The following is a 15256-nucleotide window of genomic DNA, read 5'->3' on the forward strand; positions in this document are numbered from 1 at the left end:
TAATCCCGTCGAAAATGGTAGCAATACTGAAAATGGAGGGGGAAGGTTATGTACACAGGGAAGATTCGGCAAATTTTACTGATTACAGATGGATGCTCAAATCAAGGGGAAGACCCGATAGCGATGTCAGCTCTTGCTAATGAACAAGGAATTACTGTGAATGTCATTGGTGTCATGGAGCATGATGTGATTGATGAAAAGGGAATTGCCGAAATTGAAGGGATTGCCATGTCAGGCGGCGGAGTCAGTCAGATTGTTTATGCCGAAAGGCTTTCGCAAACGGTGCAGATGGTTACCCGGAAAGCAATGAATCAAACCATTCAAGGTGTAGTCAACCGTCAGCTTCAGGAAATATTGGGAGGTTCACAGACAATGGAGGATCTTCCGCCTGAAAAACGCGGTGAGGTTATGGAGGTTGTCGATGAATTGGGGGAAACTGTCGAATTAGAGGTGTTGATTCTTGTCGATACAAGCGCAAGTATGAAACACAAGCTTCCAACAGTAAAAGAGGCACTCCTTGACCTTTCTCTAAGCTTGAATGCAAGGACTGGAGATAATCTGTTTTCTGTGTATGTATTTCCCGGGAAAAAGAATGATGTCGAAAAATTGCTTGATTGGACACCTAAGTTACAAGTTTTGACAAGTGTGTTTTCCCAGCTGTCGACCGGTGGCATCACGCCAACGGGACCGGCATTAAGAACTGCCTTATCTGCTTTTACAGAAAAAAAACAATCATTAAGGAGCCTGCTGTCTCGCGATGATGAATCATACTTTGAAGAATCAATGTAAGGTAAGCCCCGGGACCATTATTACAGGAAAGTGGCATGCGCGAGAATATAGGATTATAAAGGAACTAGGAATTGGTGCAAATGGGGTGGTTTACCTTGCCAAACATAAAGACACTCAGGTCGCTTTAAAAATGAGTGATAATGGTATGTCAATCACCTCAGAGGTTAATGTTTTAAAATCCTTTGCAAAGGTCCAGGGACACTCCCTCGGACCTTGTTTGCTTGATGTCGATGATTGGCAGTGGAATAACAGCAAGATTTCTTTTTATGTGATGGAGTATATTCAGGGGCCGGATTTCCTGTCCTTTTTACAAACGAAAGGGCCCTCTTGGACAAGTGTATTATTTTTGCAGCTGCTGAATGATTTAGAACAGCTTCATCAAAACGGCTGGGTCTTTGGAGATTTGAAACCCGAAAATTTAATCGTGACGGGCCCGCCTCCGAAAATCAGATGTATAGATGTGGGCGGTACGACCATTAAGGGCCGGGCCATTAAAGAGTTTACTGAGTTTTATGACCGCGGCTATTGGGGATTAGGTTCCCGAAAGGCTGAGCCATCCTATGATTTATTTGCGGTTGCCATGATCATGATTAATACAGCTTATCCAAATCGATTTACGAAATCAACAGGCGGGCTCCCGCAGCTAAAAGATGCCATACGGCAAAAACAAGAGTTGATAAAATTTGAACCAGTTATTTTAAAGGCACTCCAAGGACAATACAGTCAAGCCAAACAAATGCGGGAAGATTTATTAGATTTAATGGTCGAGAAAAATAATTCTGCTGCTCCTTCAAAACCACGAGTAAATAAACAAAAAACTGCCCAGGGTAAACAAGCTGGGGTAAAAAATACTCAATCCGTCCCACTTTCAAGACAGAGCTACAGGCGGAAGAAGAAAAAAAGCGGCTTGATGGAATTTTTATTTATCGCAATCGTTCTAGGTGTCTTATATGCTTGGTATACTTTTAATAATTTACCGTAATAAAATGAAACCAATTTTACTTTCATCCGTATAGATAGAAAACCTAATTTTCATTACATTAATTTTTGATAGTTCATAATCAAAAGTGGTAAGCTAAAAAGAAAAGCGCAAGCGCACGTTTAGCGGCGTATGGATTGGATCCGCTCCGATTGAGATAAAGGAAAACAGAAAAGCGGAAGCGATCTGATGTTGACTTATCGTAAGGAGGAAAGGGTCAATACACTAGCTGCTGTGCGCTGAAGCTGGACAAAAGAAAAGCGGAAGCGTGAAATGCGACTTCCAAATTTGCTTAGAAAGTGTGCAATTTATATGTTCGAATCAAAAGTTGAGTCCTTTTTGCAGCGCCATTCCTTTTCCTTGGACAACAAACGGATTATAGTGGGAGTTTCGGGTGGACCCGATTCATTAGCACTTCTTCACTATTTATTGAAGGAACGAGAAAAAAGAAATCTGTTTTTGGTAGTCGCTCACGTGGATCATATGTTCCGTGGAGAAGAATCCTTCCTGGATGCCATGTTTGTAAAAGACTTTTGCGAGCAGTACAACATCCCTTTTGAAATGGTTCAAGTTAATGTATCCAAAATCATGAAAGAGACAGGAAAGAGTTCTCAAATTGCAGGAAGAGAAGTAAGATATGAGTTTTATCATACAATAATGAAACAGTACCAATCCTCGTATTTAGCATTAGGACACCATGGTGATGACCAAATAGAGACTATGCTGATGCGGTTTACAAGAGGGAGCAGCGGAAAGGCCAGAGCGGGTATTCCATTCTCACGGCCGTTTTATGAAGGGATTATTTTTCGCCCATTCTTATGTTTAACGAAAGAGGAACTACAGCACTATTGTGACAGGCATAAGCTTATTCCAAGGATAGACCCAAGCAATGAGAAGGGCATTTATAGCAGGAATCGTTATCGTAAGCAGGTTCTTCCTTTTCTTAAAGCAGAAAACAGCCATGTACATGAACATTTTCAGCGTTTTAGCGAAGAGCTGCAAAGTGATGAGGAGTTTTTGCAGGAATTAACAGTTGAGCGATTGAATACAGTATTGACAAAAAGAGAAGAAGACAAAATGACTATTGACATTAATCGTTTTCTTGAAATGCCTTTACCTTTACAAAGGAGAGGGATTCAACTAATATTAAACTATCTTTACAAGGAAAAACCTGCATCTCTTTCTGCGATACATATCGATCAAGTATTTTCTTTAATAGACCATCATGAGCCTTCAGGAACACTTGATCTACCATATGGTTTAAAGGTTATTCGCTCTTATTTTCAACTTTCATTCCAATATGGGCAAATAAAGGCTGAACCCTATTATTTTGAAATCAATGAACCTGGAACGATCATGCTTCCTAATGGAGGGAGCATAATTATCGATTATATAACCGGGGAAAATCCTGATGCGTCATGGAATAGTGCCATATTTAATGCAGCCTCGCTTCGATTTCCTTTGATTATACGCAACAGAAAAAAAGGTGACCGGATGACATTAAAGGGTATACAGGGGTCAAAAAAGTTAAAGGATATTTTTATTGATCAAAAAGTTCCACGGCCGGACCGCGAGTTGTGGCCAGTCATTACAGACAGAGAGGGATTAATTATTTGGCTTCCAAATATAAAAAGGTCTTCTTTTGAAGGTGTTGATCCAACTGCAGAACAGCATATAAAACTAACATACAATACGTAATGATCTTCTAGGGGGCACATTTTATGATGAAAGATGATATTGAAAAGGTATTAGTTTCAGAAGAAGAAATTCAAGAGAAGATTAGGGAATTAGCAGCTCAATTAACGGAAGAGTATTATGATCGTTTCCCACTTGCAATTGGTGTTTTAAAAGGTGCAATGCCTTTTATGTCAGACCTATTAAAGCGCATGGATTGCTACCTTGAAATGGATTTTATGGATGTTTCAAGTTATGGTACAGCCCTTGTATCTTCCGGAGAGGTTAAAATTTTAAAGGATTTAGATACTTCTGTGGAAGGAAGGGACATATTAATTATAGAAGATATTATTGATAGTGGTTTAACACTTAGCTACTTAGTCGATTTGTTCCGTTATCGTAAAGCGAAATCGATTAAAATTGTTACTTTGCTTGATAAGCCAACAGGAAGAAAAAGTGACATACAAGCCGATTACGCAGGCTTTATTGTTCCAGATGAATTTGTTGTTGGATATGGTTTAGATTATATTGAAAAGTACCGAAATCTTCCTTACATTGGTGTTTTAAAACCGGAAGTTTATAGCAATAAGTAATAAGAAATAAACTTGTTAGACTGGTTTATGACAGTCTTAACACCTGAGAGTAATTCCTTGAATTAGCAAGATTTTCTATGATACTATTTAATATAGTTTTTATCCGCGGGAGGAGGTAAGAGATGAATCGGATTTTCCGTAATACCATCTTTTATTTATTAATATTTTTAGTCATTATTGGTGTAGTTAGTTTCTTTAATGGAAGCAGTGAGCCAACAGATAAAATCTCATATGATAAATTTGTAACACAACTAGAAAATGGTAAAGTTAAATCATTTTCCATGCAGCCTGAACGAGGTGTCTATGAGGTTCAGGGTGTATTAGAATCCGGTAATAAGAAGTTTATTACCTATATTCCTAACAGTGAAAAGATTCTCGACCGTATTGATAAGGCTGATTCAAAAGTGGAAGTTATGCCTGCTAAGGAAACAAGCGGCTGGGTTACTTTCTTTACTTCCATTATTCCGTTCGTGATCATCTTTATTTTATTTTTCTTTTTGTTAAACCAAGCTCAAGGCGGCGGAAGCCGTGTCATGAACTTTGGTAAATCTAAGGCAAAACTTTATAACGATGATAAGAAAAAGGTTCGTTTTAGAGATGTTGCTGGTGCAGATGAAGAAAAAGCCGAATTAGTCGAAGTGGTTGAGTTTTTAAAGGACCCACGAAAATTTGCTGAACTTGGTGCGCGTATTCCAAAAGGAGTATTACTTGTAGGACCTCCTGGTACTGGTAAAACGTTGCTTGCCCGTGCTACAGCTGGTGAAGCTGGTGTACCGTTCTTCTCCATCAGTGGTTCTGATTTCGTTGAAATGTTTGTCGGGGTTGGTGCATCCCGTGTTCGAGATTTATTTGAAAATGCGAAGAAAAACGCTCCTTGTATTATTTTCATTGATGAAATTGACGCGGTTGGACGCCAGCGTGGTGCTGGCCTCGGCGGTGGCCACGATGAGCGTGAGCAAACCTTGAATCAATTGCTGGTTGAAATGGATGGATTTGGTGCAAATGAAGGCATTATCATTATTGCTGCAACCAACCGTGCAGATATTCTCGATCCTGCATTATTACGTCCAGGACGCTTTGACCGTCAGATTACCGTTGACCGTCCAGATGTTGTGGGACGTGAGGCAGTTCTAAAAGTACACGCTCGTAATAAACCATTAGATGAATCTGTTAATTTGAAAAATATAGCAATGCGTACACCTGGTTTTTCTGGTGCTGATTTGGAAAATTTACTGAATGAAGCAGCATTAGTTGCAGCTCGCAGTAGTAAGAAGAAAATTGATATGGAAGATATTGATGAAGCGACTGACCGCGTTATTGCTGGACCTGCAAAGAAAAGCAGGGTTATATCAGAAAAGGAACGAAAAATTGTTGCTTTCCATGAAGGCGGCCATACGGTGATAGGTTTAGTACTCGATGAAGCGGATATGGTTCACAAAGTTACCATCGTCCCACGTGGGCAAGCTGGTGGATATGCCGTCATGCTTCCTAGAGAAGACCGTTACTTTATGACAAAGCCAGAATTGCTTGATAAGATTGTTGGTTTGTTAGGTGGCCGTGTTGCGGAAGAAATTGTCTTTGGTGAAGTAAGTACTGGTGCACATAATGACTTCCAACGTGCTACTGGTATTGCTCGTAAGATGGTAACTGAATATGGTATGAGTGATAAGCTCGGACCGCTTCAATTCGGTCAAGCATCAGGTGGTCAGGTTTTCTTGGGCCGTGACATTCATAATGAACAAAATTACTCCGATGCGATTGCCTATGAAATTGATCTTGAAATTCAAAGTATAATTAAAGAGTGTTATGAAAGAGCTAGAAAAATTCTTACTGAAAACCGTGATAAGCTTAATCTTATTGCTACCACCCTTCTTGAAGTAGAAACGCTTGTTGCTGAACAAATCAAATACTTGGTTGAGCATGGTCACATGCCAGATCCATCTGAACACTTAGAATCTGTGAGGATTGGACCCAAAAAAACAGATGATGTGAAGGTAACCATCAGTACAAAAAAGGATGAGGCGGTAAAAGAGGAAAAATCCTTTTTAGATACCCCATCTGACGAAATCGATTATAAATAATTTAGGAAAGAGTGCTTCACTGAAGCGCTCTTTTTTTTCACGCATAAACTATTTATGATATGATGTTGCGTATGAGGAAAAGAATATAAATAAAGCGAGTGATAGAATTGATTTTCGTATTCGATGTGGGAAATACCAATATTGTCTTAGGTGTTTATGATGGAGAGGAACTTAAGTATCATTGGCGTGTTGAAACGAACCGCAACCGTACCGAAGATGAATTTGGAATGAATATAAAGGCCTTATTTGACTTTTCAGGCCTTAAGTTTTCTGATATTGATGGCATTATTATTTCTTCCGTTGTGCCGCCAATCATGCTTGCCTTAGAAAGAATGTGTCAAAAGTACTTTCACATAAAGCCTCTTGTCGTCGGACCTGGTATCAAAACAGGACTCAATATTAAATACGAAAATCCAAGAGAGGTCGGTGCTGACCGAATTGTGAATGCTGTAGCCGCTATTCATGAATATGGAAGCCCGCTTATCATAGTGGATTTTGGTACAGCGACCACGTATTGTTATGTGAATGAGGAGCGTCAATATATGGGTGGTGCAATTGCACCTGGAATTGGCATTTCGACGGAGGCCCTTTATTCTAGAGCAGCAAAATTACCAAGGATTGAAATTGCTAGACCAGAAGGGGTAATTGGAAAGAATACCGTTTCGGCTATGCAGGCTGGGATTGTTTATGGCTATGTTGGACAAGTGGAGGGGATTGTGAAAAGGATGATGGATCAAAGCCCCAAAAAACCTACAGTAATAGCAACAGGAGGACTTGCAGGCTTAATTTCACAAGAATCAACTATTATTGATATAATCGATCCTTTTTTAACTTTAAAGGGTCTTTCACTTATCTATAAGCGAAACATGGGATAACCTAATGTTATACAGCAAGAAGGGAGTTATACTTTTGAAGGATTATCTTGTAAAGGCACTAGCCTATGATGGAAATATACGTGCATATGCAGTCCGCACTACTGATACAATCAGTGAAGCACAACGCCGTCATCAAACTTGGCGCACGGCATCGGCTGCTCTTGGCCGCACGATGACCGCGGCGGCCATGATGGGGGCAATGCTAAAAGGTGAGGATAAACTTACAGTAAAAATTAATGGCGGCGGTCCACTTGGTCCGATTGTCGTCGATAGCAATGCCAAGGGTGAGGTGCGCGGTTATGTGACCAATCCGGAGGTTGATTTTGAATCAAATGAACACGGTAAGCTTGACGTCCGCCGTGCGGTTGGCACAGATGGTATGTTAGCGGTTGTTAAGGATATCGGATTGCGTGACTTCTTTTCTGGACAAGTACCGCTTGTATCAGGAGAACTGGGCGAGGACTTTACCTATTACTTTGCGACCTCAGAACAGGTACCTTCCTCTGTGGGAGTTGGTGTTTTAGTAAACCCAGATGACTCGATTTTAGCTGCTGGAGGATTTATATTCCAATTAATGCCGGGGACGCCGGATGCACTTATTTCTCAATTAGAAGACCGATTAAAGACAATTGAACCAATTTCTAAATTAGTTGAGCGAGGACTTACTCCAGAGCAAATCCTTGCAGAATTGTTCGGAAAAGAGCATGTGAAGATTTTAGAAACAATGCCGGTCAGTTTTGAATGTAATTGCTCCAAAGAGCGTTTTGCCAATGCTATTATTGGCTTAGGGACGGCTGAGATCACTGCGATGATTGAAGAAGATGGACAGGCGGAGGCCCACTGTCACTTCTGTAACGAAAAATATCAATATTCTAAGGAAGAGCTAGAAGCCTTAAGAGAAGAAGCAAAATAGTCCTTAGTTAACAATAATGTCCAGCGCAAGCGCCACCAGCGGTTAATGTACTCGCTAAACAGCGCTTGCGCTTTTCGGTAGAAGGATGAAAGAAGGAAAATCTTAGAGAATTGTCCAGCTCCAGCGCCCTAGCGGCTAGTGTCCTTCGCACTCCGCCCTACGATAAGTCAACACGAAAAAGCTGACGCTCTTCGTGTTGACTTTATCTAAGTTGGAGTGCACCTGGCCATACGCCGCTGACCAGGGCGCTTGCGCTTTTAAATGGAGGAGAAAAATTTGGGGAAGAAGCAGCTTTGGATGATCATCGCAGCTCTTGTTTTAATAAACTGTCTGACAGTGGTCTTTTTCCTGACAAGGGTGAACGAGGTAAATGGTTTAGCGGCAAATGACGAGGCCGTAGCAACCGTCGGAAAGAAGGAAATTTCCCGACAAGCCTGGCTGAATGAGTTAGAAGCTAAATATGGAAAAGATGTACTTAAGGAAATGGTCGACCAAAAAGTAATCGAGGAAATGGCAGCAAAATACAACATTAAGGTATCAGACCAAGATGTTGGGCGCGAATATCGAATGCTTCAGACTACATATAATACTTTTAGCCAAAAAAATCATCAAAATGAAACCAAGTGGAAAGAACAAATCCGCAGCAGTTTGCTCTTAGAAGAGATATTAACAAAGGATGTATCTGTTTCCAATCGTGAATTAAAAAGATATTATACAAAAAATAAAAATCTTTTCAGTGTTCCAGCAGCCTATCACTTATCGCACATAGTCGTTAAAACAAAGAAAGAAGCAGAAACTGCAGCAAAAGAGCTTGCTCATGGGTCTAGTTTTTCAGCAATGGCCATGGAACGGTCGCTAGAGGAGTTCTCAGCAAATGAAGGTGGGGATATCGGATATATTAGTGAAGGAGATGAGCGTTTTCCTAAACAATATATCACGGCTGCTAAAAAATTGAAGACAAATGCTGTCAGCAAGCCCATAAAGGTGAAGGAAGGATACGCTCTTTTAAAATTAGATGGGAAAATCAGTGGGAAAAGCTATTCGTATAATGAGGTTAAAGACCAAATCCGCCGGCAAATTGCTCTAGAACAAATGAAAACGCCAGCCTCAGCCTCTATCCTTTGGGATGAAGCTAAGGTCAATTGGTTTTATGGGGATAAAGACCTTAATTAAAGACACAGTTGAAATTCTGTGTTTTTTTGTTTGATAAAGGAATAATAATAAAAAGGCGGCATTACAGAGTCTAGGAAAAACGACTTACAATTAGTACATATCTACTAATAATATTTTCAATTTATTTGAAATTTTTCAATCAAAACAATTGACAAGTTGGCTTAAAAACTGGTAAATTTAATAATATAATCCCAATAAAAATACTCGGAATAGAGGTGCTCTAATGGTTCGTGTTGCAAATTCAGTGGCTGAATTAGTTGGCCAAACACCAATTGTTAAATTAAACAGATTAGTAGATGAAAATAGTGCAGATGTTTATTTAAAGCTTGAGTACTTTAACCCGGGCAGCAGTGTTAAGGACCGTATTGGTCTTGCGATGATTGAAGCTGCAGAAGAGCAAGGTTTAATTAAACCAGGTGATACAATCATTGAGCCAACAAGTGGTAATACAGGTATTGGACTTGCGATGATTGCTGCAGCAAAAGGTTATAAAGCAATCTTCGTTATGCCTGAGACAATGAGCTTAGAAAGAAGAAACCTTCTTCGTGCTTATGGTGCAGAGCTTGTTTTAACTCCTGGGCCAGCAGGGATGAAAGGTGCAATTGCTAAAGCAGAAGAGCTAGTAAAGGAACACGGTTATTTCTTACCACAACAATTTAAAAACCAAGCAAATCCTGAAGTACATAGAAGAACTACAGGTAGAGAAATTGTTGAACAAATGGATCAACTAGACGCTTTTGTATCCGGAATCGGAACAGGCGGTACCATTACAGGTGCTGGAAGTGTCATTCGTGAAAAATTTCCAGAAGCCAAAATTATTGCGGTTGAACCAAAAGATTCACCAGTGCTATCAGGCGGAAACCCTGGACCGCACAAACTTCAAGGACTTGGTGCAGGTTTTGTACCAGATACTTTAAATACAAACATCTATGATGAAGTTATTCAAATCAGTACTGAAGAAGCATTCGAAGCATCTCGCCGTGCTGCTAGAGAAGAAGGTATCCTAGGCGGTATTTCTTCTGGTGCAGCGATTTCTGCAGCCCTAAAGGTAGCGAAAGAACTAGGTAAAGGTAAAAAAGTACTTGCGATTATTCCTGATAACGGAGAGCGTTATTTAAGTACACCACTTTACCAATATGATGCTGAATAAAAAAATAGGAGGCGTTGGCGAGATTTTGCCGAAGCCTCTTTTTTTTGTTAAAAATATGATAAAATGTGAAAAAACATGCTGGGGGGATATGGAATGAGAACAACTCAAGAACAAATCAAGTGTGGGCCATATACCTTGGATTATTCCAAAAAGACCATTGTAATGGGAATCTTAAATGTGACCCCTGATTCCTTCTCAGATGGAGGGGAATTTAATCAAATCGAACGCGCGGTTAAACATGCCAGGGAAATGGCGGCAAATGGTGCGGATATAATTGATATTGGTGGTGAATCCACTAGGCCGGGTTATACTGTTATTTCCGATGAGGAAGAAATTGAACGGGTTGTCCCAGTCATAAAAGCCATTTCGGAACAGGTTCCAATCCCAATATCGATTGATACCTATAAAGCGGAGGTCGCCAAGCAGGCAATAGAGGCGGGTGCACACATCATTAACGATATATGGGGAGCTAAAGCTGACGAAAAGATGGCACAGGTAGCTGCTGACTACAATGTTCCTATCATCCTTATGCACAATCGCCATGACCGTAACTACGAGTCTTTTATGAGAGATGTAATAAACGATCTTTATGAAAGTGTCGCAATTGTAAAAAAGGCCGGGGTAAGAGATGAAAATATTATCCTTGATCCTGGTATTGGTTTTGTGCGTGATTATCAGGAAAACTTGCTAACCATGCAAAACTTAGAAAAGTTTGTAATGCTAGGCTATCCTATTCTTTTAGGAACATCAAGAAAGTCAATGATTGGACAAGCATTAAATCTGCCCGTTGGTGAAAGAATGGAAGGGACAGGAGCGACCATTTGTTACGGCATCCAAAAAGGCTGTCAAATGATCCGGGTTCACGACGTAAAAGAAATGAGCAGAATGGCTAGAATGATGGATATATTGATGGGGAAGGATGCTGTCATTGGATAAAATATATGTAAATATGATGGAGTTTTATGGTTATCATGGCGTGTTTCCTGAGGAGAATCGATTAGGCCAGCGATTTATTGTGGATTTATCTGTATCCATTGATTTAAAAAAGGCTGGGGAATCAGATGAACTTAAGTACTCCGTAAATTACGGCGAATTGTATCAAGTTTGTAAGGAAGTGGTTGAGGGGAAACCCTATAAGCTGCTTGAAGCGGTTGCAGAAGAAATTGCCGCAAGTGTCATAAGAGTATTTCCGCTTGTACTAGATGTTACGGTTAAGGTGATTAAACCAGATCCTCCAATACCAGGGCATTACAAATCTGTTGCCGTAGAAATTACGAGGAGAAGATAAAAGTGGAAAATACAGCATTTATTGCCCTTGGCTCAAATATAGGAAACCGTTATGATAATATAGTTAATGCTATTAATCGATTAAAGAGTTATCCTGCTATCCAATTGGTAAATCTATCATCTGTGTACGAAACGGATCCCGTTGGATATGAGGACCAAGATTTATTTTTGAACATGGTAATCAAGGTTCAAACGAATCTAAGTGCGATGGAATTATTAGAGACATGTTTAAAAATCGAATTAGAACTTGGAAGAAAAAGGGAAGTAAAGTGGGGGCCAAGGACGTTAGACCTTGACATTCTAACCTTTAACCAAGAAAATATAGAATCAGAGAAACTTAATGTACCGCACCCAAGAATGTTAGAGCGGGCGTTTGTTTTAGTTCCATTAGTAGAAATTGATCAAAACCTTAGATTACCTGGGGTGGATAAACCTCTTAACATACTGCTGAATGAACTACCAGATAAAGAAGGAGTCCGATTATGGAAGCGGAAAAATGGGGAAGACGTATTCGTGCCTATCGGAAGCTAAAGGGTTATACACAAGAAGGCTTTTCGAGGGAACTAGGTGTATCAGTATCTATTTTAGGTGAAATTGAAAGAGGAAATCGCCTGCCTGCAGAAGATTTACTTGAGAAAATTACTCATTCCTTAAAAATTAGTTTAGACGACTTAAAACCAAAAGAATAGAGAAAAGGAGGTTACCGAATGCTAAAAATAGGTGATATTGAAATAAAGAATCCTGTTGTATTAGCGCCAATGGCAGGTGTATGTAATTCAGCGTTCCGTTTGACTGTTAAAGAATTTGGGGCTGGTTTAGTTTGTGCTGAAATGGTCAGTGACAAGGGGATCGTTTTTAAAAATGAAAAGACCATGAATATGCTTTATATTGATGAGCGTGAAAAACCGCTCAGCCTGCAAATTTTTGGCGGTGAAAAGGAAATCCTTGTAGAAGCGGCTAAGTTTGTTGATAAAAACACAAATGCCGACATCATTGATATCAATATGGGCTGTCCTGTTCCGAAGATTACAAAGTGTGATGCCGGAGCAAGATGGCTATTAGACCCTAATAAAATATATGAAATGGTTTCGGCTGTTGTGGAAGCAGTAGAGAAGCCTGTGACTGTAAAAATGCGAATGGGCTGGGATGATGACCATATTTTTGCTGTGAAAAATGCCCAGATGGTTGAACGAGCAGGCGGAAAGGCTGTAGCGCTGCACGGCCGTACTCGTGTGCAAATGTATGAAGGAAAAGCAAATTGGGATATTATTCGTGAAGTAAAACAGTCTGTTAATATCCCCGTCATTGGTAACGGGGACGTGCAAACACCTCAAGATGCGAAAAGAATGCTTGAGGAAACAGGTGTTGATGGGGTAATGATCGGCAGAGCAGCACTAGGCAACCCTTGGATGATTTACCGTACCGTTCAGTATTTAGAAACTGGTAAACTCTTAGGTGAGCCGTCTGTGAGAGAAAAAATCGACGTATGTATCCTTCACTTAGATCGATTAATTGCTTTAAAAAATGAGTATATTGCTGTCCGTGAAATGCGTAAGCATGCAGCATGGTATTTAAAAGGCGTCCGCGGTAATGCAAGGGTGCGTAATGCGATTAACGAATGCAATACGAGAGAAGACTTAGTTACCTTATTAAATGGTTTAGTGGCTGATGTAGAAGAAATGGAAAAAAGTCAGTTAATTGTAGGTTAATTTGACAGTCATCGCCCTATTTTCTATAATATCTTTGTTTACTGATAAGAGCTGCCAGTAGCATTACTGGCAGTTTTTATGCATTTACGAACTTTTTTGATGTCTGAATTGTCATGTTTGTGTAAAATAATATAGTATGCAAAAAAGTGGAAGGGCTTAGACCAGCTGAGTGACCAATTAGAGTCGCGTTATTGTCAGAGGGGTAAGTGCTGAAGCTAGAAAAGTTAATTGGCCAGTATTCTTTGAGCTTTACATAAAATAGAAAGTTATGGAGTTGAAGTAATTATGAGTCAGGAAGAATTAAACGACCAGTTTTTGGTCAGACGTGAAAAAATGAATACGATGCGAGAAAATGGATTAGATCCATTTGGCAAGCGTTTTGATCGTTCTCACAGTACAAAAGAATTAATTGAACAATACACTGATTTAGAAAAAGAAGAAATTGAGGCTAAAAATGTTTCTGTTACACTTGCCGGACGGATCATGACAAAGCGAGGTAAAGGTAAGGCGGGATTTGCCCATATACAAGACTTGACAGGTCAAATTCAAGTCTATGTGCGTCAAGATGCTGTTGGTGAAGAGTCGTATAAGGTATTTGATTCAGCTGACCTTGGGGACATCATTGGGGTAACAGGCACCCTTTTCAAAACCAAAGTAGGTGAATTGTCTGTAAAAGTAGAGAACTTTGTGTTCCTTACGAAGGCACTTCGTCCGCTTCCTGATAAGTTTCATGGTTTAAAGGACGTAGAGCAGCGTTACCGTCAACGTTATTTAGATTTAATCATGAGTCAGGAAAGTAAGGAAACTTTTATTACTAGAAGCCGAATCATCCAATCGATGCGCCGTTATCTAGATGACCATGGTTATTTAGAGGTTGAAACACCGATGATGCATGCGATAGCGGGTGGTGCTTCCGCACGACCATTTATTACACATCACAATGCTCTTGATATGCCGTTATTTATGAGGATTGCTATTGAACTTCACCTTAAGAGACTGATTGTTGGTGGACTCGAAAAGGTATATGAAATTGGACGTGTTTTCAGAAATGAGGGTGTTTCTACTCGTCATAACCCTGAATTTACAATGATTGAACTTTACGAAGCATATGCAGATTACCGGGATATTATGAGTCTTACTGAGAACCTAATTGCACATATCGCTCAAGAGGTTTTAGGGACCACCACTGTTCAATACGGTGACTATGAAGTAGATCTTAAACCTGAATGGAAAAGACTTCACATGGTTGATGCCATAAAAGAATATACGGGAGTCGATTTCTGGAAAGAGATGAGTGTTGAAGAAGCTCGTGCACTTGCTAAAGAACACAACATCGAAATAACCGAACACATGCTCTATGGGCATATTGTTAATGAGTTTTTTGAGCAGCGAGTTGAGGAAAAATTAATTCAGCCAACTTTTATTTACGGGCATCCTGTTGAGATTTCACCACTTGCGAAGAAAAATGAAGAGGATCCACGGTTCACTGATCGTTTTGAGTTGTTTATTGTTGCCCGCGAGCACGCAAATGCCTTTACTGAACTTAATGACCCGATTGATCAAAGAGAGCGTTTTGAGGCACAGTTAAAAGAGCGTGAACAAGGTAATGATGAAGCCCATCAAATGGACGAAGACTTTGTCGAAGCATTAGAATATGGTATGCCGCCAACAGGTGGATTAGGAATTGGTATCGACCGCTTAGTTATGCTTTTAACTAATTCTCCGTCAATCCGGGATGTACTATTATTCCCATTAATGCGTCATAAATAAAGGTTTAAAAGCGTCAGAGTAATCTGGCGCTTTTTTCCTGCGAGATCAGAGTAGATAGAATATTTTTACTTTAAAAAAAGGTATTGCATACAATGATTAATGGTGGTATATTATTATCTGTTGCTGCAAGACAGTAACACGAAAGAAAAAGATTAGAAAAAGTTGTTGACATTACGTTGATGACTTGATAAGATTATAAAGTCGCCTTTGAGCGACGAAGTAATTGCTCTTTGAAAACTAAACAAACAAAAACGTCAACAAAC

General features: G+C 39.9%; 15 protein-coding genes. All 15 read left to right on the forward strand.

Translation table 11 applies throughout. From position 1 onward, the window contains the following. The first annotated feature begins 48 nt into the window (after nucleotides 1-48). On the forward strand, nucleotides 49-789 hold the full coding sequence (locus AAHB15_RS26325) for a vWA domain-containing protein (RefSeq protein WP_335573478.1): 741 nt from the start codon (nucleotides 49-51) through the stop codon (nucleotides 787-789). Next, nucleotides 758-1771, forward strand: coding sequence for a protein kinase domain-containing protein (locus AAHB15_RS26330; protein ID WP_342043642.1), 1014 nt, complete (start codon nucleotides 758-760; stop codon nucleotides 1769-1771). The genes AAHB15_RS26325 and AAHB15_RS26330 overlap by 32 nt, the downstream gene beginning before the upstream one ends. A 309-nt stretch (nucleotides 1772-2080) precedes the next feature. Next, entirely contained in the window at nucleotides 2081-3466 is a 1386-nt protein-coding gene (gene tilS, locus AAHB15_RS26335; protein ID WP_335573476.1) for a tRNA lysidine(34) synthetase TilS, read from the forward strand. A 23-nt stretch (nucleotides 3467-3489) separates the two neighbouring features. Continuing rightward, nucleotides 3490-4035 carry a hypoxanthine phosphoribosyltransferase gene (gene hpt, locus AAHB15_RS26340; RefSeq protein WP_335573475.1) on the forward strand — a complete coding sequence of 182 codons (546 nt, stop codon included), beginning with the start codon at nucleotides 3490-3492 and terminating at the stop codon, nucleotides 4033-4035. A gap of 122 nt (nucleotides 4036-4157) precedes the next feature. Then, nucleotides 4158-6116 (forward strand): ATP-dependent zinc metalloprotease FtsH, encoded by a 1959-nt coding sequence (gene ftsH / locus AAHB15_RS26345; RefSeq protein ID WP_335573474.1) that lies wholly within the window; start codon nucleotides 4158-4160, stop codon nucleotides 6114-6116. 107 nt (nucleotides 6117-6223) lie between these two features. Continuing rightward, complete coding sequence (locus AAHB15_RS26350) at nucleotides 6224-6991, forward strand: type III pantothenate kinase (protein WP_144568550.1); 768 nt, start codon at nucleotides 6224-6226, stop codon at nucleotides 6989-6991. 34 nt (nucleotides 6992-7025) lie between these two features. Next, nucleotides 7026-7904 carry an Hsp33 family molecular chaperone HslO gene (gene hslO, locus AAHB15_RS26355; RefSeq protein WP_335573473.1) on the forward strand — a complete coding sequence of 293 codons (879 nt, stop codon included), beginning with the start codon at nucleotides 7026-7028 and terminating at the stop codon, nucleotides 7902-7904. A 276-nt stretch (nucleotides 7905-8180) separates the two neighbouring features. After that, a complete protein-coding gene (locus tag AAHB15_RS26360) occupies nucleotides 8181-9077 on the forward strand; it encodes a peptidyl-prolyl cis-trans isomerase (protein WP_335573472.1) in 897 nt (298 codons plus the stop codon). A 223-nt stretch (nucleotides 9078-9300) separates the two neighbouring features. Next, complete coding sequence (gene cysK, locus AAHB15_RS26365) at nucleotides 9301-10227, forward strand: cysteine synthase A (protein ID WP_335573471.1); 927 nt, start codon at nucleotides 9301-9303, stop codon at nucleotides 10225-10227. A gap of 93 nt (nucleotides 10228-10320) precedes the next feature. Next, entirely contained in the window at nucleotides 10321-11163 is an 843-nt protein-coding gene (gene folP, locus AAHB15_RS26370) for a dihydropteroate synthase (RefSeq protein WP_144568542.1), read from the forward strand. After that, on the forward strand, nucleotides 11156-11515 hold the full coding sequence (folB, locus tag AAHB15_RS26375; protein ID WP_144568540.1) for a dihydroneopterin aldolase: 360 nt from the start codon (nucleotides 11156-11158) through the stop codon (nucleotides 11513-11515). The genes folP and folB overlap by 8 nt, the downstream gene beginning before the upstream one ends. A gap of 2 nt (nucleotides 11516-11517) precedes the next feature. Next, nucleotides 11518-12045 (forward strand): 2-amino-4-hydroxy-6-hydroxymethyldihydropteridine diphosphokinase, encoded by a 528-nt coding sequence (folK, locus tag AAHB15_RS26380; RefSeq protein WP_335573470.1) that lies wholly within the window; start codon nucleotides 11518-11520, stop codon nucleotides 12043-12045. Next, nucleotides 11997-12203 (forward strand): helix-turn-helix domain-containing protein, encoded by a 207-nt coding sequence (locus AAHB15_RS26385; RefSeq protein ID WP_335573469.1) that lies wholly within the window; start codon nucleotides 11997-11999, stop codon nucleotides 12201-12203. The genes folK and AAHB15_RS26385 overlap by 49 nt, the downstream gene beginning before the upstream one ends. 18 nt (nucleotides 12204-12221) lie before the next feature. Next, nucleotides 12222-13223, forward strand: coding sequence for a tRNA dihydrouridine synthase DusB (dusB, locus tag AAHB15_RS26390; protein ID WP_335573468.1), 1002 nt, complete (start codon nucleotides 12222-12224; stop codon nucleotides 13221-13223). A 285-nt stretch (nucleotides 13224-13508) separates the two neighbouring features. Further along, a complete protein-coding gene (lysS, locus tag AAHB15_RS26395; RefSeq protein WP_335573467.1) occupies nucleotides 13509-14993 on the forward strand; it encodes a lysine--tRNA ligase in 1485 nt (494 codons plus the stop codon). Nucleotides 14994-15256 lie beyond the last annotated feature (263 nt).

The organism is Bacillus sp. OTU2372 (genome assembly GCF_038440275.1).
Classification (GTDB): Bacteria; Bacillota; Bacilli; order Bacillales; family Cytobacillaceae; genus Neobacillus; species Neobacillus bataviensis_B.